The 18,321-nt window shown below is 65.2% G+C and carries 14 protein-coding genes; 6 read left to right on the top strand and 8 right to left on the bottom strand.

What is annotated here, in order from left to right; genetic code table 11:
- Positions 1-76 precede the first annotated feature (76 nt).
- Positions 77-2,476: a TonB-dependent receptor gene (locus tag SR3_RS01840; protein ID WP_068080061.1), complete on the bottom strand. Its 2,400-nt coding sequence runs from the start codon at positions 2,474-2,476 to the stop codon at positions 77-79.
- A gap of 274 nt (positions 2,477-2,750) precedes the next feature.
- Here SR3_RS01840 and dctA point away from each other — a divergent pair, with 274 nt between their 5' ends.
- Positions 2,751-4,079, top strand: a complete 1,329-nt coding sequence (gene dctA, locus SR3_RS01835) for a C4-dicarboxylate transporter DctA (protein ID WP_068080059.1) — start codon at positions 2,751-2,753, stop codon at positions 4,077-4,079.
- Positions 4,080-4,269: 190 nt separating this feature from the next.
- A complete protein-coding gene (locus tag SR3_RS01830) occupies positions 4,270-4,956 on the top strand; it encodes a hypothetical protein (protein ID WP_068080057.1) in 687 nt (228 codons plus the stop codon).
- A gap of 57 nt (positions 4,957-5,013) precedes the next feature.
- Here SR3_RS01830 and SR3_RS01825 read toward each other — a convergent pair whose 3' ends face one another.
- From SR3_RS01825 to SR3_RS31060, 7 genes are all read right to left on the bottom strand, one after another.
- Positions 5,014-7,134: a putative bifunctional diguanylate cyclase/phosphodiesterase gene (locus SR3_RS01825; protein ID WP_068080055.1), complete on the bottom strand. Its 2,121-nt coding sequence runs from the start codon at positions 7,132-7,134 to the stop codon at positions 5,014-5,016.
- A 214-nt stretch (positions 7,135-7,348) separates the two neighbouring features.
- Entirely contained in the window at positions 7,349-8,893 is a 1,545-nt protein-coding gene (locus tag SR3_RS01820; protein WP_068080053.1) for a lipopolysaccharide biosynthesis protein, read from the bottom strand.
- On the bottom strand, positions 8,890-10,023 hold the full coding sequence (locus SR3_RS01815; RefSeq protein WP_068080051.1) for a glycosyltransferase family 4 protein: 1,134 nt from the start codon (positions 10,021-10,023) through the stop codon (positions 8,890-8,892). Before SR3_RS01815 ends, SR3_RS01820 begins: the two co-directional genes overlap by 4 nt.
- A gap of 62 nt (positions 10,024-10,085) precedes the next feature.
- On the bottom strand, positions 10,086-10,991 hold the full coding sequence (locus tag SR3_RS01810) for a glycosyltransferase family 2 protein (protein WP_068080049.1): 906 nt from the start codon (positions 10,989-10,991) through the stop codon (positions 10,086-10,088).
- 98 nt (positions 10,992-11,089) lie between these two features.
- Entirely contained in the window at positions 11,090-12,238 is a 1,149-nt protein-coding gene (locus SR3_RS01805) for a glycosyltransferase (RefSeq protein WP_084454830.1), read from the bottom strand.
- Between the two features lie 108 nt (positions 12,239-12,346).
- Complete coding sequence (locus tag SR3_RS01800) at positions 12,347-13,156, bottom strand: transglutaminase-like cysteine peptidase (RefSeq protein ID WP_169805540.1); 810 nt, start codon at positions 13,154-13,156, stop codon at positions 12,347-12,349.
- Positions 13,157-13,274: 118 nt separating this feature from the next.
- Complete coding sequence (locus SR3_RS31060; RefSeq protein WP_157098579.1) at positions 13,275-13,448, bottom strand: hypothetical protein; 174 nt, start codon at positions 13,446-13,448, stop codon at positions 13,275-13,277.
- 93 nt (positions 13,449-13,541) lie between these two features.
- On the opposite strand from SR3_RS31060, the gene SR3_RS01795 reads away from it, so the two are divergent.
- The 4 genes from SR3_RS01795 (at position 13,542) to SR3_RS01780 (ending at position 18,321) form a co-directional block, all read left to right on the top strand.
- Positions 13,542-14,198, top strand: a complete 657-nt coding sequence (locus tag SR3_RS01795; protein ID WP_245653707.1) for a polysaccharide biosynthesis/export family protein — start codon at positions 13,542-13,544, stop codon at positions 14,196-14,198.
- A gap of 110 nt (positions 14,199-14,308) precedes the next feature.
- Positions 14,309-14,803 carry a hypothetical protein gene (locus tag SR3_RS01790; protein ID WP_157098578.1) on the top strand — a complete coding sequence of 165 codons (495 nt, stop codon included), beginning with the start codon at positions 14,309-14,311 and terminating at the stop codon, positions 14,801-14,803.
- A gap of 47 nt (positions 14,804-14,850) precedes the next feature.
- Positions 14,851-16,122, top strand: a complete 1,272-nt coding sequence (locus tag SR3_RS01785; RefSeq protein ID WP_068080042.1) for an outer membrane beta-barrel protein — start codon at positions 14,851-14,853, stop codon at positions 16,120-16,122.
- 27 nt (positions 16,123-16,149) lie between these two features.
- Positions 16,150-18,321: a GumC family protein gene (locus SR3_RS01780; RefSeq protein WP_068080040.1), complete on the top strand. Its 2,172-nt coding sequence runs from the start codon at positions 16,150-16,152 to the stop codon at positions 18,319-18,321.

The following is an 18,321-nucleotide window of genomic DNA, read 5'->3' as shown; positions in this document are numbered from 1 at the left end:
GATCCTGGGGAGACTCCGTAGCAGGCGGCCTTGAGAAAACGAGGATGGCCCTGGATTTCAGACCATCCTCAAGGCTTTAGAAGCGGACGTTGGCCTCCAGCCCATAGGTGCGCGCTTCATTGTAGAAGCCATTGGTGCCCACCGTGGTGCTGAACGCCTTGTAGAAGACATGCTGCTCATTGAGCAGATTGCGCGCCCAGCCCGCAACGGTCAGCTTCGCGCCGCCCTGGCCCAGATCGATATCGGCAAAGGCGATGCGGCCGTTGACGATAAAGGCGCTGTCGCCCTTGGGCTGATAGACGTTGCTGGCGGCGCCGGGGCCGTTGTAGACCGGGTCGCTGTAGCCCTGATAGAAGCCATTGTCGTAATTGAAGTCCATATGGCCGCGCAGGGTGAAGCCACGGGCCGGAACCTCATAGGTGATCGAGGCGCTGGCCGAATTGGTGGGCGTATAGACCGCGTAGATCGGGATCGGCAGCGGATTGACGGTCTGGCTGGTGCCCTGCGGGAAGGGGTTGGAGGTGTTGGGGATCTTCACCTTGGTATAGGCATAGCTGCCCGTCAGCGTCAGGCCGGTGATCGGCACCAGCGTCAGTTCCGCTTCCACGCCTTTCAGGCGGCCGGTGCCCGGCGCATTGGCGGTTTCGATGGTGGTGCGGGTGCCGGTGGTGATCAGATTGCCATTGGCGTCGAACTGCTGATAATTCGCCTGGAAGTCGAGCTGGATGTTCTTGTAGCTGCCGGTGTAGGCGGCCACGTTCAGGCGGGCATGGCGGTCGAGGAATTCGGTCTTGGCGCCGATCTCGAACATCGAGACGGTTTCGGGCTTGAAGGGCGCATAGGTGAGCGAGCGCGAGTTGGCACCGCCCGATTTGTAGCCCGTGCTCCACTTGCCATAGACATGCATGTCGCGCGTCAGGTCATAGGCCAGATTGACCATCGGATCGACGCGCGTCCAGGCGGCATTGAGCTGCTGGGGCCGGGTCACGCCGTTCACCGTGGGGGTGGTGCCGTTGATGATGAACAGCTGGCCGACCTTCTTGTCACGCGTGAAGCGCAGACCACCGGTCAGATGCAGGTGATCGTTGGCGATGGGCGGGGTGTAGGTCGCCTGACCGAAGGCGCCGAGGCTGGTGGCGGTGACATGGCTGGCGCGGTCGATGGAGACCGTGTTCATGTCATAGGTCTTGATGATATAGGCGCTGCCCGCGGCATTGGTGAACTGGTTGGTGTAGAAGGCCTGCGCGTTGTCCTGCACCTTTTCCTGATAGAACAGGCCGCCGGCCACGAATTTCAGATGCGGGATCTCGCCGATCAGCTGCAGCTCCTGGCTGACCTGATTCTGGCGGAACTGCGCCAGCGAATAGCGCGAGAAATTGGCATTGTTGAAGTTGCCGGACGTGGAGGTGACCATCGTGGTGGCGGCGGAGCCATTGTCATACTGGCTCTGGTTCAGATTGCGGTAGGAGCTGATCGACTTCAGCGTGATCTTGGGGGCCGCTTCCCATTCCAGCGTCAGGCGGTGGCCCCAGGTCTTGCCGATGCTCAGCTGCTGAGGCACGCCGACATTGGCGCTGCCCGCGCGCGTGGCCTGAACGGTGCCCAGCGTGGCCAGCTTCACCGTGCTGGCCGTCGGCGCCGAGAGCAGCTGGAGATAAAGCGGGGTCGAGGCGTCGTAGGAGGTGTCATAGGCATAGTCGGCGCTGAAATTGGGGGCCGGCTTCCACAGCGCTTCGACATGCAAGCCGCGCTTGTTGTAGTAGTTGAAGCCATACTGGCCTTCCAGCGGGTTCTTCACCATGGCGTCGCGATGGGCGACCACGCCGTCGATCTTGACGGCAATGTCATGCCAGGCGGGCAGGTCGAGGTGGACTTCGCCCTTGTAGGAGCCATAATTGCCGAAACCGGCGGTCATGTTGGCCTTGAACTGGCCGCTGGGCTTCTTGGTGGTGATGTTGACCGCGCCGCCTTCGGTGTTGCGGCCAAACAGCGTGCCCTGCGGACCCTTGAGAACCTCGATGTTCTCCACATCATAGATCGCGGTGCCCAGACCCTGGGCGCGGCCCATATAGACGCCGTCGATATAGATGCCCACGCCCTGGTCGCGCGCGGGCTGGTTGCTGTCGGACAGCACGCCGATGCCGCGAATGTTCATCACCAGCGCCGAATTGCGCGAATAGAAGGGCGCGACCTTGAGCGAGGGAATGGCGCCATCGCCCAGATCGAGCAGCGAGGTGACATGGCGGTTGGCGATATCCTGCGAACCCAGCACCGAAATGGCGATGGGGGTGGTCTGCAGGCTTTGCGGGCGCTTTTCGGCGGTGACGATGATGTCCGTCAGTTGCTCGGTCTCGGCGGCTTCGGCGGCAGGCGCTTCGGCAGGCGCCGGAGCGGCGGCGAAAGCGGGCGCCGACAGCGCGCAAAGCGATGAACCCGCCAGCCACAGGCTAGCGCGCAGCATGGAAATCTTGAGCATGAAATGACGTCCCCTGTACAAATCTCAGGGGCGGCCTTGGCGGGCCTTGATGACGCGTTTACGACATTTATTTGGATACTATTACAGATGGATAGCGCCAGGCCGATTTATACATGATTTTTACAGGAGGCATTTGCCGTGGAGGATGGTCACGGCCCTTCCATCGCATGCGGCGCGCCAGATTACCCATCGCCACCCCTGTGGGCAATGCGCCAACTTGCTCTGGCTCCCCGGCCAGCCCCGTGCCATGCCGGAGCCAGCCATGGAGTACCCGATGACCGCCAGCACCACGTCTGTTTCCGCCCGCCCCGCGTGGCGTCGCCTGCTGGGCACGCTCTATGTGCAGGTGTTGCTGGGCATGGTGGTGGGGGCGGTGATCGGTTTTGCCGCGCCCGATCTGGGCGTGCAGTTGAAGCCGCTGGGCGATACGTTCGTGCGGCTGATCAAGATGATGATCGGGCTGATCGTGTTCTGCACCATCGTTTCGGGCGTGGGCGGATCGAAGGATCTGAAAGGTGCGGGCAAGACCGGGGGCGTGGCGCTGCTCTATTTCGAGGTGGTGTCGCTGGTGGCGCTGGTTGCGGGTCTGGCGATGGTGCATCTGCTGAAGCCCGGCGTGGGCTTCGGGGCCGATCGCGCGCATCTCGATGCCCATGCCGTGGCGGCCTACACCACGGGTGCCAAGGCGCATGACGGACTGGTCGATTTCCTCACCGGCATGGTGCCCGACAGCGTGGTGGGCGCCTTCGCCAATGGCGAGATCCTGCAGGTGGTGCTGATCTCGGTGCTGTTCGGCGCGGTGCTGGCCCAGACCGGAGAGCGCGGCGCGGCGGTGCGCGATCTGATCGAATCGGCCAACAGCGTGGTCTTCGGCGTCATCAACCTGATCATGCGGCTGGCCCCCTTCGGCGCGGGCGGGGCCATGGCCTATACGGTCGGCAAATTCGGCCTGAGCGCGCTGGGCAAGCTGGCCGGGCTGGTGGGCACCTTCTATCTGGCGGGCGCGCTGTTCGTGCTGGTCGGGCTGGGGCTCATCATGGCCACCACGGGCCTCTCGATCCTCAAGCTGCTGGGCTATCTGAAAGCCGAATTGCTGATCACGCTGGGCGCCAGCTCGTCCGATGCGGCGCTGCCCGGCCTGATGGAGAAGATGGAGCATCTGGGCCTGTCGCGCCAGCATGTCGGTCTGGTGGTGCCTGCCGGCTATGTCTTCAACACCGATGGCACCGCGATCTATATGTCGATCACCGCGCTGTTTATCGCCCAGGCGCTGGGCATCGATCTCACGTGGCAGCAGGAGGCGCAGATGCTGGCCGTGGCCATGGTGACCTCCAAGGGCGCGGGCGGGGTTTCGGGCGCTGGCTTTATCGGCCTGCTGGCGACTTTGGCCGTCGTGCCCGCCATTCCCCCGGCGGGCATGGCGCTGGTGCTGGGCGTCGACCGTTTCATGAGCGAGGCGCGGGCTCTGGTGAACATGATCGGCAATGCGGTGGCCTGCGTGGTGCTGGGCCATTGGCTGGGCGATCTGGATCGCCCCCGCGCCGCCCGCGTGCTGGCGGGGGATGAGGATCTGCGCTTCGTGCCCAATGGAGGGCGCGACTAAGCGGAAATCGGGAATAAATTTCCGCTGGGCGCAATCTGGCCCATGCGCCTCTTGGCCGGGGGGCTTGGGTGTTGCGTTTCAGTTTGCCGCATCGCTTTTGCGAAAAACCGGTTCCCACTTTTTCGCGCGATGCTCTAGGCCTTGGCTCTTGCCCAAGACGGGCGCGAATCAAGCTTGAGGACACATCAGGATGAAGCGGATTGCTCTTGCCATGCTGGCGACGACGCTGGTGCTGGCAGCGCCTGCGCAGGCGCGGCACCACCATCATGCCAAGGCATCGACCAGCCAGAGCGCCAAATCCACCGGCAAGCATGGCGCCAAGGCGACGAAGCGCGGCTCGGCTCAATCCCGCCGCAGCCATCATGCGCGGGTGGCGGTGAAGCAAAGGGCGCGCCATGCCTCGGCGCATCAGGCCTCGACTCATCGTGCATCAAGGCATCAGGGACGCCATGCCGCAACCTATGCCGCGCATCGCGGCAGCCACGCCGCCCGCCTGCGCGGCAAGGCGCAGGGACGGCATCAGGCTGCGGCCTACGGCACGCGGCATCACCATGGCGCGGTGAAGACCTCGCGCCATGTGGTCTCGCATCGCAAGAGCGCCTATCATGCCGGGCGTCATCACGCGTCCAGCCGCCATGCCTATCGCACGACCAGCCACCGCTATGGCAGCCGGCACCACGCCAGCCGCTATACCAGCCGCCACAAGCGCCACAGCTATACCCCCCATCGCCGGGCGACCTATGGCCAGAGCGCCTCGCACGCCGCGCCGACCTACCGCACCCCGCATTATGATGCGCCGGTGGACAACAGCGGCCAGAGCAGCGGCAATTTCAACAATGCTTTCAAGGATATCCGCCCTAACGGCGATAACCACTAAGTCCGGGACGCAAGGCTCACGGGGCATCGCGCCGTGGGCCGTTGCGGCCGGGTGATGTCATCCGGCCTGAAAACGCTCCAGCATCTGCGCGGCGGGCACGGGCCGCCCATAGAGATAGCCCTGAAAACGCGTGCAGCCCGCCATCACCAGCAGGCTGTGCTGCCTTTCGGTCTCCACTCCTTCGGCGATCACCTCCAGATCCATCGCCCGGCCCAGACGGATGATGGCATTGATCAGCTTGCGGTTGTCGACATCGCCCGCATCGAGGTTGCGCACGAAGCTGCGGTCGATCTTGATCTTGTCGATGGCGAAGCGATGCAATGAAGACAGGCTGGAAAAGCCCGTGCCGAAATCGTCCAGCGCGATGGAAAAGCCTTCCTGCGCCAGCACATCGATGTTGTCGCGCGTCGCGCCATCCTGGCCCAGCATGGCGGTTTCGGTGATCTCGATCTGATATTGCGCGGGATCGATGCAATATTCCGCCACCAGCCGCGTCACCGTCGCCATAAAGGCGGGGGTGCGCAATTGCAGCGCCGAAACATTGATTCCCACCGGAGCCCCGCGCCAGTCGGCGGTTTCCTGAAACACCGTGCGCAGCGTGAATTCGCCCAGTTCGGCCATCATCCCGGCCTCCTCGGCCAGCGGCACGAAGAGGGTGGGGCCGATGGGGCCGCGCTCGGGATGGTCCCAGCGGATCAGCGCCTCCATGCCCACCAGACGGCGCTTTTCATCGACCTGCGGCTGATAGACCATATGCAGCTGGCCAAGGTTGATGGCATCGCGCAGATCCTGCTCCATGCGGCGGCGCAGGCGCAGGGCGGCATCCATCTCCGGCTCGAAGAAGGTGGCGCGGTTGCGGCCCCGCTCCTTGGATTGATAGAGCGCCAGATCGGCCTGACGCAGCATGTCCGCGGCATCGGCCTTGCTGTCATGAACCAGCGCGATGCCGATCGAGCAGGCGATGCTGGTCGTCCCGGCGTCGAGCTGGAAGGGCTGGCGCAGCGCCTCAAGCACCTGCTCGGCCAGCAGCATGGCGGCGGAGGCATCGGCCTGAGGCTGCAGGATGATGAATTCATCGCCGCCCATGCGCGCCACCGTATCGCCCTCGCGGCAGAGCGTCACCAGCCGGTCGGCCACAGCCCGGATCAGCTCGTCGCCCGAGGGGTGGCCCAGCGTATCGTTGACATCCTTGAACCGGTCGAGATCGAGGCAATGCAGCGCGATCCCCACCGGCATGTCACGCGCGATGGCCTGCCAATTGGCCAGCCTTTCGAGCAGCAAGGTGCGGTTGGGCAGGCCGGTCAGCGCATCATGCAGCGCCAGATAGCGGGCCTGCGCCTCGCTGGCGATCAGATGGCGGGCGATGGCGGCGGATTGGCGCAGCAGCAGGAAGCCGACCAGCAGCACGATGGCGCCCGCCGCCGCCAGGGTCATCCGCAAACGGCCAAAGACCATGGCCGCCGGGCTTTGCTGCTTCCAGCGGATGGCCGCGATGACTTTGCCCTGCGCATCGGCCAGAGGCAGCAGGTGATAGCCCTTTTCCGGCATGGGATTGTCGGTGATGGTCAGCTCATCGGCCAGATGGCGCAGGCCGAATTTGCGCAGCATCGCATCGTCGAAAGGCAGACCGGTGATGATCGTGGCGCCGCCCGGCGGGCCGGTGCCGGTGATCGTCAGCAGATAGAGCTGGCCATCGTGCCGCAGGATGTTGCTGCCCATGACGGAGGATTTTTGCGCGTGTGCTGCGCTCAGAACTGGCAGGACATCGCTCACCGCCCGGGCGAAGGGGTGATAATCGGCCAGCTTGGTGCGCTGCCCATCGGTGGCGGCATAGATAGGCTGGCCCTGCGCATCGAGCACAAAGAGCCGCTCCATCTCATGCTCGCTGGCCAGATGCCGGGCCAGGTGCTGGTCGATCCAGTCCGGATCGGTCAGATGCTGCGCGGTCTCCGCCGACGTGGTCAGCGGCGCGATGGCCCGCGCGATATGGACGATGCGGGTATGGTAGTTCTGCCGGGCGATCTGGAACTGGGTCTCATAAGCCACCGTGTCGAACTGGTTGACGACAAAGGCCGCCGTCATCAGCAGCACCGCCAGACCCGCCAGCGCGATTCCCGCCAGAGTGCGGAACCGGTCCGCCTGACCGGCGCTGTGGGCGAAGGCGTCGGCGCGGCTCATTCCAGCCTGCTGGCGCAGGACGAAAGAGGCGCTGGCCAGGGCGCCGAGTGGTATGCGCTGTTCGTCCGGTTCATCAGACCTATGGGCATAAACCATGGCTCTTTAGCAAAGCCCTGTGGCGTGGCACGCATTGCAACAGGGCTGGTCTTTCAGGATCGGCAAGAAAGACTAACGCAGCCTTGCGCCGGGGATCGGGAAGGATGCGGATGCGGGATCAGGCCATCGCTGCCGCACCGCGTTGCATGAGCTTGCGGCAGGCGGTTGAGCCCATGGCGATCAGCCGGGCCTCCCCGCCGGTGGGGCAGCCTGCGCCGTGCCACAGGCCCGTCAGCGCCAGACCGTAGAAGGCCATCCCCGCGCCGCCGCAGAGCAGCAGTCCAGCTCCCAGCGGCCAGGGCCCCAATCCTCCGAGCCATGGGCGGGCGATCAACAGCAGCATGGCCATGGCGCAAGCGGCCGCCATGGGGCGGGCCAGGGCGACCAGCACCCGTGCCGGATGCAGACCGATCAGCGCGCGCAGCAGGATCAGCGCATTACCCAGAGCGATGGCCCCCACGACAGCCCGCACCGCGATGGCGCCGGTCAGCCCCCAGCACCATGCGGCGAGCAAGGTCAGCGGGATGCGCACCAGAAACTCGACCAGCGTGAGGCGCAGGCTGGCTTCCGGCTTGCCCACGGCTATCGCCAGGGCGCTGAGCGGATTGTAGATGGTGAACAGCAGCAGCACCGGCGCCAGCATCGACAGGCAGGGCGCCACGCCCAGCCATCTGGCGCCCAGCACCAGCCGCACGATCGGCTCGGCCAGCAGGCTGAGCGCCACCACCACCGGCGCGACCATGGCGAAGACGCAGCAGGTGAGCGAGAGGTAAGCCTCGGTCAGCGCCTCTGGGTCGTCCTTCTTTTGTGAGAGGGCGGGCAGGAAGGTGCGCATCGTCGGCTTGAGCAGGGCCTGATCGGGCAGGGCGGCCAGATCGCTGGCCATGCTGAACAGGCCCAGAGCGGCGCGAGGGATAAAGCGGGCGAGGATCAGGCGGTCGGCCTGCCAGTTGAGCGCGCTGAACAATTGCGCCGCCGATGTCCAGCTGAGGAAACGGGCGAACATCCGCCAGTCCGCCAGCCGCAGCCCGGGCCGCATCGGCGCCCAGAGATAGGAGATCACCGCCAGAAACAGCGGCGATGCCACCGAAGCGGTGGCGATGGCCCAATAGGAATGCGTCGCCAGAGCCACGCCTGCCGCCACCAGCAGCGCCAGCGCCTTGCCGATGATCTCGCCGCTGACATCGGGGCGGAAATCCATACGCCGCGTGAAATGCACCATCGCCGGGCTGGCCAAGCCGCGCAGGATCGGCGCCAGCGCCAGAAAGCAGATCAGCGGGGCGATCCGCGCGTCGCCATAGAGCATGGCGAAAGGCCATGCCGACAAGGCAAGGCACACCCCCAACACCAGCCCGCGCAGGGCGCCCAACGTCATCGCGGTATGCAGCAGCGGCTGGGTGACCTCATCGGCGCGGACCAGCACCTGCGCCACCGGCAGTTCGAAGATCGCCTCGCAGATTTGCACCAGAGTCATGGCGATGGCGACCAGCCCGAAATCCTCGGGCGTCAGCAGATGGGTCAGGGCGATCAGCGTGATCAGATCGATCAGCTTGGCCCCCAGCCGCGAAAGGATCAGCAGACCTGCCCCCAGCGCGGTGCGCCGGGCCAACCCGTTCATCTCCAGCCCGTTGATCTTCGCGCCGCTGATGGTGGCCTCAGTCATGCAGACCTCGATGGCTGCATGGTCATCCTGCCGGTTGGCCGCGCGTAGAGTTCTGTGGCGATCTGTCTCAGTGTGATCATCAGCCTGTCGCAGGCGTTGTTCCAGCTCATGCGGCGGGCCTGTTTCAGCCCGGAGGCAGCCCATTTTTCATGCTCAACAGGCAGATCCGCCAGGCGGCGGATGGCTGCGCGCCATTCCTCGGGGCGGTCCACGCCGGCGCGCAGGGCGCTGTCGGCGCAGACCTCGGGCAGGGCGCCGCAAGGGGCGATGATCGCGGGCGTACCGCGCAGCATGGCCTCCAGCGGGGGCAGGCCGAAGCCTTCGGTGCGCGAGGGCATGGCGAAGCACAAGGATTGCTGCATCAGACCAGCCAGCGTGGCATCGTCGATCCGCCCGCAGAACATCACATTGTCGGCCACCGTGTAGCCTTGTTCGATGAAGGCCTCGGCATGGCCATGGCCGAACAGCACCAGCTTGAGATCGCGCATGGCGGGATCGGCAAAGGCGCGCAGCAGCACGCCGATGTTCTTGTGAACCTGCGGCGAGGCCAGCGCCAGCACATAGCGGCGCGGGGTCAGGCCCAGCCGCTGCGAGGCGTCACTGGCGGCTTCGGCCATGTCGGAATGGTCGGCGCCATTATGGATGACCTCGATCTTGCCGCGCGGGGCGATGCCATAATGCTCAAGCTGGCCGGCGGAATAGTCGGAGACGGTCAGGATGCGCAGCGAGCGCTTGCCAATGATCGGCAGCATGAACTGGTAGAAATTGCGAAAGGCGAAATCATAGGATTTCGGGCTGGAGAAGGTCTGCGCATCATGCACCATCGTCACCGTACGGCCATGGACGATGGGCGAGAGGTTGCACAGGCTGAGCAGCACGCCGCGCCGGGCCCGGATCGGCAGTTCAAGCTGCTCCCAGAACTGCCAGGTGAGCAGGCTGCGGTTGTGCAGGGGGAAGGGCAGATCCCGGCCCACGCCCTTGGCGCCGCGCGGGGCCAGAATGATGGGCGGGCCGCCGAAGAGATGCGTCAGTTCCTCCTCATGCTTGCCCAGTTGGGTCAGCAGTTCGAAGGCGACGCGCGAAACGCCGGTGCCCTTGGTGGAAAGGAATTTGCCGTTGATGATCAGCATGGAATGATCCTCCGGAACGGCAGGTTTCGCGGCTGGGTGGGGGGAGGCCCGGCGCGCATGGGTTACAGCTCCAGCACGCGTTGGGGGGTGATGCGGCCCCGGAGTAAATCGGCCAGCGCCAGCCAGTTGCCCTTGGCGCGCCCGATGCGGTCGATCCATGGCTCGGCGAAGAAGGCGCGGGCGTGATTGGCCATCATGTTGAAGACCATCCGCTTGAGCCCGTAATGCGCCGGCATGCTGCCCTTGCGGATCAGGTAAAGCATGTTGGACACCTGCGAATAGCCGAGGCGGCATTCATTCACCCGCCCGCGCCGGCTGCCCAGATGCACGCCGATAAAGGCATTGGTGCCGCAGAGCTTGCCGTGTCGTTCGATCCTTCGGGCGAAATCGACATCCTCCTGCCAGCCGTAAAGCGGCAGGTTTTCATCGAACCATTCGCCCTCGATCGCGGCGCGGCGAAAGACCATGTTGCAGCCATAGAGCCCGACGATGGGGCGGGTGGACATGTCCACTTTGGCGCCGATGGCCAGATCATGCGCCTGCACCATGGCCAGTCCCTCTTCGATGCTGATCCCGCGTGAGTTGATGCCATCGGCCAGCAGCCGCCCGCTGGCGCCGACAATGCCGGGCGTGGAGGCGAAAAAGGCCAGAACGCCGGCCAGACAGTGGGAGGAGGGCACGTAATCATCGTCGAAAAAGGCGATGAGGTCGATGTCGGCGGGCAGGGCGCGCAGGGCGGCATTGCGCTGGGCGCAGAGGCCCGGGGCGGAGATGCACACCATCGGGCCATCGCTTTCACTCAGGCCCTGGGGCAGATCGGCCTCTCCGGTTACGGCCCAGAGCAGCAGGTCCGGCTGGCGGCTCTGGCGGCGCATATGGGCGGTCCACAGGCCCAGTTCTTCCGGGCGGCCCTTGCTGGCGATGACGACAGCGATTTTGGGAACGATCTTGGGGGCAGGTTTGGTCATGGCGATCCCATCCGGTGAGGGTGACAGGCCGGATTATGTCGAGCCCGGTCTTCGGCGGGAAACGGGGACATATCCGTTCTGGGCCCATTGGCCCGCGTTCAGGCCAGCGCAGGCTGGTCTTGCGGCGCCGACACCGGCCATGGCGCCTGTTGCGCGCCATGCTTCGTCAGCGCGGCATCGATATGGCCGGCGATCGCGGCACGGAACCGCGCGGGGGCAAAGTCTGCCGCGCGTGACATGGCATCGCGTGGCTCGAAGCCGGGCAACCAGTCCTCGAACCGGTCCAGTGCATCGAGTAGGTCATCGCGGCTGCTGCCGTGGTAGAACAGCCCGGTGCGGCCAGCGACCACCGATTCCAGCGCGCCGCCCCGTCCATAGGCGATCACCGGGCGACCGCTGGCCATCACCTCCACCGGGATCATCCCGAAATCCTCTTCAGAGGTGAAGACCAGCGCCTTGCATGTGGCATAGGCTTGCCTCAACGCCTTGAAATCCAGCCTTTCGCTAAAGCGGATGCTTGGCCCGGCCATGGATTTGAGGCGCGGCAACATCGGCCCTGCGCCCACCACATGCAGCCTGCGGCCCGAGGCGGTGAAGGCCGCCACCGCCACATCGGGCAGCTTGTAGGGGATCAGTTGCCCGGCCCACAGGTATTCGTCGCTCACATCGTCGGCCGGGGCGAACAGCGAGGTCTCGACCGGCGGATGCACCACCTGCGCCTCCCGCCCCCAAAACTTGCGCACGCGCGCCGCGACATAGGCGGAATTGGCGAGAATCCGGTCGGAACGGGCCGCGCTGGCCATATCCCACTGGCGCAGGCGCGGAGCGAATAGAGGCATCATCAGCCGCGCGCCCATGCCGCTTTCGCGCCGATACTGGTGATACTGGTCCCAGATATAGCGCATCGGCGAGTGGCAATAGGTGACATGAACCGCATCGGGCCGCGTGATGATGCCCTTGGCGGGCCCGGCCTCGCAACTGATCACCAGATCATAGGCGGAGAGGTCCAGCGCCTCAAGCGCGGCGGGCATCAGCGGCAGGTATTTCTGGTAATGGCGCGTGGCGAAAGGAAGCCGGCTGATCCAGCTGGTGTGGATGGTCCGCGCGGCCAGTTTGGGACTGAGTTTCGCCCGGTTGACGACATGGGTGAAGATGTCGGCATCCGGATACATGTCGCACAGATGCTCCAGCACGCGTTCGCCGCCGCGCATCTGCACCAGCCAGTAATGGATGATGGCCACTCGCATGGGGTTGATCCTGCCTGTTGCTGTCGAGCAGCAGTCTAGGCGGATCAGCGCGTTAGCGTGTGGGGTGACGGATCGGGAATGGAGCCAATGACCCCGAAGTCGGTGCTGTCAGGCGGGGTAGAACCAGCGGTCCGGCGTTTCGGGGCGTTGCAGGCTGAGCCAGGCGTAGCCGGTCTGGGCCACGGGCCGCACGAAGGCGTTGCCGCTGTCGAGCACGCGGTCTCCGTCAGCCAGCCGGGCGACCAGCACCGCATGCAGGCCGGTCTCCTGGCGGAAGGCGATGGCGATGAACAGGCGGCTGGCGGGGAAGCCTGCCGCGATCAGCTCCTGACGCTTTTCCAGCGCCAGATCCTCGCAATCGCCGGTGGCGCCGGGGCCGGTTCCGGCGGGGCGCCAGACATCGTCGCTGCCGTAGCTTTGCAGATCCTCCACCTGTTTGACATGGCGATTCACATGGGCGTTGATCCGGGCGATCCGCTCAAGCCAGAGATGATCGTCCGTCAGCATCGGAGCCGACGGCATCATCCGAACCGATGGCATGGCGCGGAACAGCGGGATCACCTGAACCAGCGCGGCGGGCCGGATGGCTGGCGGCGGGGGCTGCATCTTCGCTTGTGATGTGACCTCGATGCGAAACATCGTGGGCGAGGGGAGCGGCGTCATCAGGCAGGCGAAATCGGCGCAACCGTCTCCACCGGGGGCTTCCGGCTTTTCTTCGGTGGGAAGGCGGCACAGATCCGGCTGGGTCTGGCACATTGCGGTGTAGCCGCGCGGCGGCTCGGTCTCGGCGCCGAAATGGAGGAAACGTGTGTCGGCCCCGCGCGCCTGGGCGCGCAGATCGGCGTCGCGCGCCTGGGCGCGCAGATCGACCTCGCGCGCCTGGGCCGGTTGCGCGGCGCAGGCGGTGGCCACAGCCATCAGCAATGTCAAACCGGTCTTGCGCATGGCGCCCTGTCTAGCAAGAGCGGCTTGGCGTCCGGTTTGCGATCATGGTGAACAAAGGAGCGCTCAAAGACCCGAGGACAATGCGTGGGTCTCAGCCAAGAACATTACGCAGGCCGTAACCCAACCCCAACAGCAGGCCCCAGCTGGCCAGGGACAGCACGCCAATCGTGCCCAGACGCACCGCGCGCGGCCAGAGGTCGTCCGCCCCGCCAGACAACGGCTCCGATGTGAGAGCGCAGGGAGGGGGCGAAGACACGAAGGACATGGGAAAGGCTGATCCTTGCTTGTCCGGATTGGCTCCAGACTGGTTGCACAAACATTAGGGTCCGCCCGAAAGCGTGTTTAGCCATGAGACGTCATGTTCAGTCGCGTTGGCCAGAGCGCGCAGGCACGGGAACTTGTGGCCATGCCCTACAGCAAGAAGATTGATAAAGGCTTGAGTGCCGCGCTTTTGGGAGCAGCCTGTTTGCTGCTGGCCTTGCCGGCCGCGAGTTGGGCGCAATCGGCGCCTCAGGCGCCGATTGCCGCGCCCGATACCGCCCCGGCGGCGGTGGAGAGCGACTATCAGCTCGGCGCGGCCGACAAGGTGCGGATCATCGTCTTCAATGAGCCGAGCCTGTCGGGCGAGTTCTTCGTCAACACCGCGGGGGCTTTGTCCCTGCCGCTGATTGGCGATGTGACCGCGCGGGGCAAGACGCTCAATCAGGTGGCGCAGGCCATCACCGATCAGTTGAAGGGCCGCTATGTGCTGCAGCCGCGCGTCAGCATCGATGTGCTGACCTTCCGCCCCTTCTACATTCTGGGCGAGGTCAACAAGGCGGGCGAATATCCCTATTCCACGGGCTTGACGGTGGATGCCGCCGTGGCTCTGGCGGGGGGCTTCACCTATCGCGCCAACCGCAAGAAGGTGTTCGTTCGCCATATCAATGACGATCAGCCGGAAAGGGTGGAGCTGAGCCCCGACCTCAAGGTCATGCCCGGCGACACGATCCGCATCGGCGAGCGCTATTGGTGATGCCCCCTTCCGGTCTGCGCGATGGCAGATGCCTTCAATGCCGATCTTTCTGCATTTGCGAAGAGCGTGCCCCCGTGGAACGCTTCGCCAGGAAATCATGGACAAGAGCGATGATGACGCAAGACGGCAACGGCATGATCCGGACAGCAAGGGCAAGGCGGCGCCTTCTGGCAGGTGCTTTGGCCTGCATGCTTGTGGGCTCGCCGGGCATGGCGCTGGCCGGAGAGCCCTCCGGCCAGAGCATGGCGGGCACTTCAAGCGATCAGGCGCAGGCTGATGCTCTGCTGGCGCGCCTGCTGGCGGCGATTGCGGCCAATCCGAGGGCGTCCATGACACAGGTGGAAGGCCAGTTGATGCTGGCGATCAGTCAGGCGCAGGTCAGCTGCACGGTCAGCCAGATGGCGCTGAGCCGTCTGCAACAGGCGGTGTTGCGCAATGCGCCACCGGTCCGCGCGGCGGTGGCTCGCGCCAACACGCTGGCGCGCAGCTGCATCGGCGGGTCGATTGCGGGCATTGGCCCCGCCAACGGCGATCTCGGCCTGCTCCAGCAGGGGACGACGCTGGGACTGGCCTCGGGCGGGTCCAACTATCTGAGCGCGCCGTAACGATCATGCAGCGGGGGGACGTGGCCTTGAGACACTGGAAACGCCAGATGCTGGGCCTCTTGCTGGCCACTTCGGCCGATGGGCTCCATGCGCAGGGCACAGATGACAATATGGTCACCCCCAGCCTGCCGCTGGAGTTCGATCGGGGGCGCAACATGGGCGTGCTGGACCGGCCCCGGCCGGAATACACCGCGCAGGGCATTCCGTTGGGCGGCTTTACGCTGCAGCCCAAGGCGGAGCTGGGCGTGGGTTACACCACCAACGCCTACCAGAACGCCAGCGATCAGGGCGACGGCTATGTGGTGTTTTCGCCTTCCGGCGTGGTGTCTTCCCACTGGTCGCGGCATGAATTGACGGCGAGCGGCGGCGCCAGCCTGTACCGCTATTTCACGCAGGGGCGGCGCAATCGCGATGGCTGGAATGGCGCTCTGGAAGGCCGCTTCGATGCCACCGCCGATGTGGCCATCGCCGCTTCCGCGCGGGTGCGCAAGGATGCCGAGCCACCGACCTCTGCCGCCTATCCCACGGCGGCTGCGGAAAGTTCGCAATATCTTACGGCGGTGGGGCAGATTTCGCCGACAGCCACGCTGGGGCGGATGAAGCTGCAGGGATCCTACAGCTTTTCCAGCACGGCTTTCGATCCGGTGCGCAGCTTTTCGGGCGCGCTGATCAATCAGGCCAACCGCAATTCGCATGCCCATAGCGGCATTTTGCGCAGCGAATATGCCGTCTCGCCCGATACGTCGCTGTTCCTTCAGGGCAGTTTCGATCGGGCGACCTATCTGCATCGGCTGGCCCCCGGCGTGCCCAACCGCGATTCAAAAACCTATCGCGTTCTGGCGGGCGCAACCTTCGATCTGGCGACGCTGGTGCGCGGGGCGGTGGGCGTTGGCTATATGGCGCACCGCTATGATACGCCGCTTTACCGCAATTTCGCCGATCTGACCGCCGAGGCGAGGGTCGATTACTTCGCCTCGGCCCTGACCACTGTGACGCTGACGGCGCGGCGCATCGCTCAGGATGCCACGCTGCTGGATCTGGGGGGCTATATCAACAGCTCGGTGGCGCTGCGGGTGGATCACGAATTGCGGCGCAACATTCTGCTCGATGCGCAGGCGGGCTATGAGCATGATGCCTTCAAGGGCACGCCGGCCTCGCTCGACATTCTCAAGACCAGCGCGGGCGTGCGCTACATGGCGACGCGTGTGCTGGGATTCGGCCTGTCGGTCGAACATGACCAGCGCCGGGCCCATAACACCGCGCTGATTTCACCCTATTCGGAAACGCGCGTGATGCTGCGCCTGGTAATCCAGAAATAATCATCCAGACATGACAGGAGACCGTCCATGAATGCCGTGACTTTGGCCACGCCGCTCACGCCGGTCAGCCGGTTCGATCAGTCGCGCCATATCGGGCGCCGCTCCGTGTCTTTCGGGGCGCTGGGGCAGGTTCTGCGCTGGCGCTGGAAGCTGGTGGCAGGCGTGCTGGCGCTGACCATGCTGCTGGTGGTGGGGGCCAGCTTCGCGATCACGCCGCGCTATCAGTCCACCGCGCGGCTGCGCATTACCCCCAACCGCCCGCTGGTGGTGGCGCCCGATGGCGAGGGAGGGCACGGCCCGCTCGACCAGTCGCTGCTCAGCACCGAGATCGCCACGATCCGCTCGCGCGATATTGCGCGGCGCGTGGTGCTGGCCAACAGCTTGCAGCATGATCCAGAGTTCGTGTCGGCCCGCCTGCGCAAGGACAAGGGCGATCTGGCCGACGCCCGCGCGGTGGAGGCGGCGATCAGCACTTTGCTGGACCGGCTGGCGGTGGAGCAGCAGGAAAAGAGCTACATTCTGGCGATCGGCTTCCAATCGCGCGATCCGGTGAAGGCCGCGCGCATCGCCAACAGCTTTGCCGAAAGCTACATCAACAGCACCGCCGACGTGATGATGAGCACGGCGGCGCGTCAGGCCGATGAAGGTCAGGCCGCGCTGCAAAGGCTCAGCCGTCAGGCCGAAGTCGCCGCCGCCGATGTGGCGCATTACCGCGCCTCCACGGGGATTGTGCAGGGCGCCAATGGCGCGACGGTGAACGATCAGCAGATCGCGCCGCTCTCCACGCAGGTGGCAACGGCGGAGGCTCAGGCGGCGGCGGCGCGCTCCAATCTGGAGACGGCGGAAAAGCAGGTCGCTTCGGCGGGTCCGGATGCGGTGTCGGCGGTGCTGTCCTCCAATGTGATTGCTGATCTGCGGCGGCAGCGCACGGTGGCGGAGGCGGATCGTTCGCAATTGGCCTCGCGCTATGGTCCGCTGTTTCCCGCTCTGATTGAGGGGAATGAACGCATCGCCGCCCTCGACCGCCAGATCCGTGAAGAGCAGAGCCGCATCATTGAGGGCCTGCGCAGCGAGGCGCGGGCGGCCACCGCTCAGGCGGCCAGTCTGCGTGGGCAATTGGGCAGTTTGAAAGGCGAAATCGCCGCCAACAACAGCGCTGCCGTGAAAGCGGAAAGCCTGCAGCGCAGCGCCGATGCTGCAACCGGGGCTTACAACCACCTTGCCAGCTCGGTGCAGCAAACAGCGCAGGTCGAGCAATCCAGCCAGCCTCAGGCGCGGCTGATCGAGCAGGCGGTCGTCACCAGCCTGCCTGCCTTTCCCAACCGCCCCGCCATGGCCGCGACCAGCGTGCTGGCCGGGCTGGTGCTGGGCGTGATCGCCGCCATGGTCACCGAGACGATGCAGGGCACGGTGCGCAATGCCGATGATGTGGAGGTGCTGCTGGGGCTGCGCTTTCTCGCTTCGGTGCCACGTCTGGGGCGCAAGCAGTTGCGGGGCGAGGGGAGCGAACGCTGCTCGCCTGCCGATACGCTGATCCTGCGTCCGATGTCGGCCTATGCGGAGGCCTATCGCACCATCCGCAGCTCGATCCGCCGGGCCGATGGGGGAGCGGCCAGGGTTGTGGCGCTGTGTTCCACCGTGCCAGGAGAGGGCAAGACCTCCAGCTCGCTCACCTTGGCGCGCGTGATGGCCATGGCTGGCGAGCGCGTGCTGCTGATCGACGGCGATGTACGGCGGCCCAGCATCAAGCGGCTGGCCAACCTTCATCCCGAATGCGGGCTGATCGAGGTGCTGAATGGTGAGGTCGATCTGGCTCAGGCGATCATCGAGGATCATGTCGCGGGTTGCTCGATCCTGCCGGTGGCCAAATCAACCTTCAGCCCCACCGATCTGTTCAATCCCGCCCGGATGCGCAGCATGCTGGAGCAATTGCGCCCGCATTACGATCACATCCTGATCGATACGCCGCCGGTGCTGGGTGTCACCGATGCGCGCAGCATCGCCAAGCTGAGCGATGGCGTGGTGCTGATGATCAAATGGGGCGGCACGCCGATTGCTGCGGTCGATGCTGCACTCGCCGGGCTGGAGCATGACAATGTGCCGATCATCGGCGCGGTGCTGACCATGGTCAATCCTCGAGCTGAGGCGGTGGGGGCGCTCTATTACTCGCGCCGCTATGTGGCCTATTATGATCGGTAA

This window comes from Novosphingobium rosa NBRC 15208, from assembly GCF_001598555.1.
Taxonomy (GTDB): domain Bacteria; phylum Pseudomonadota; class Alphaproteobacteria; order Sphingomonadales; family Sphingomonadaceae; genus Novosphingobium; species Novosphingobium rosa.
Note: the sequence above shows the minus strand (reverse complement) of the source record. Positions and strands in the feature narration are given on the sequence as shown.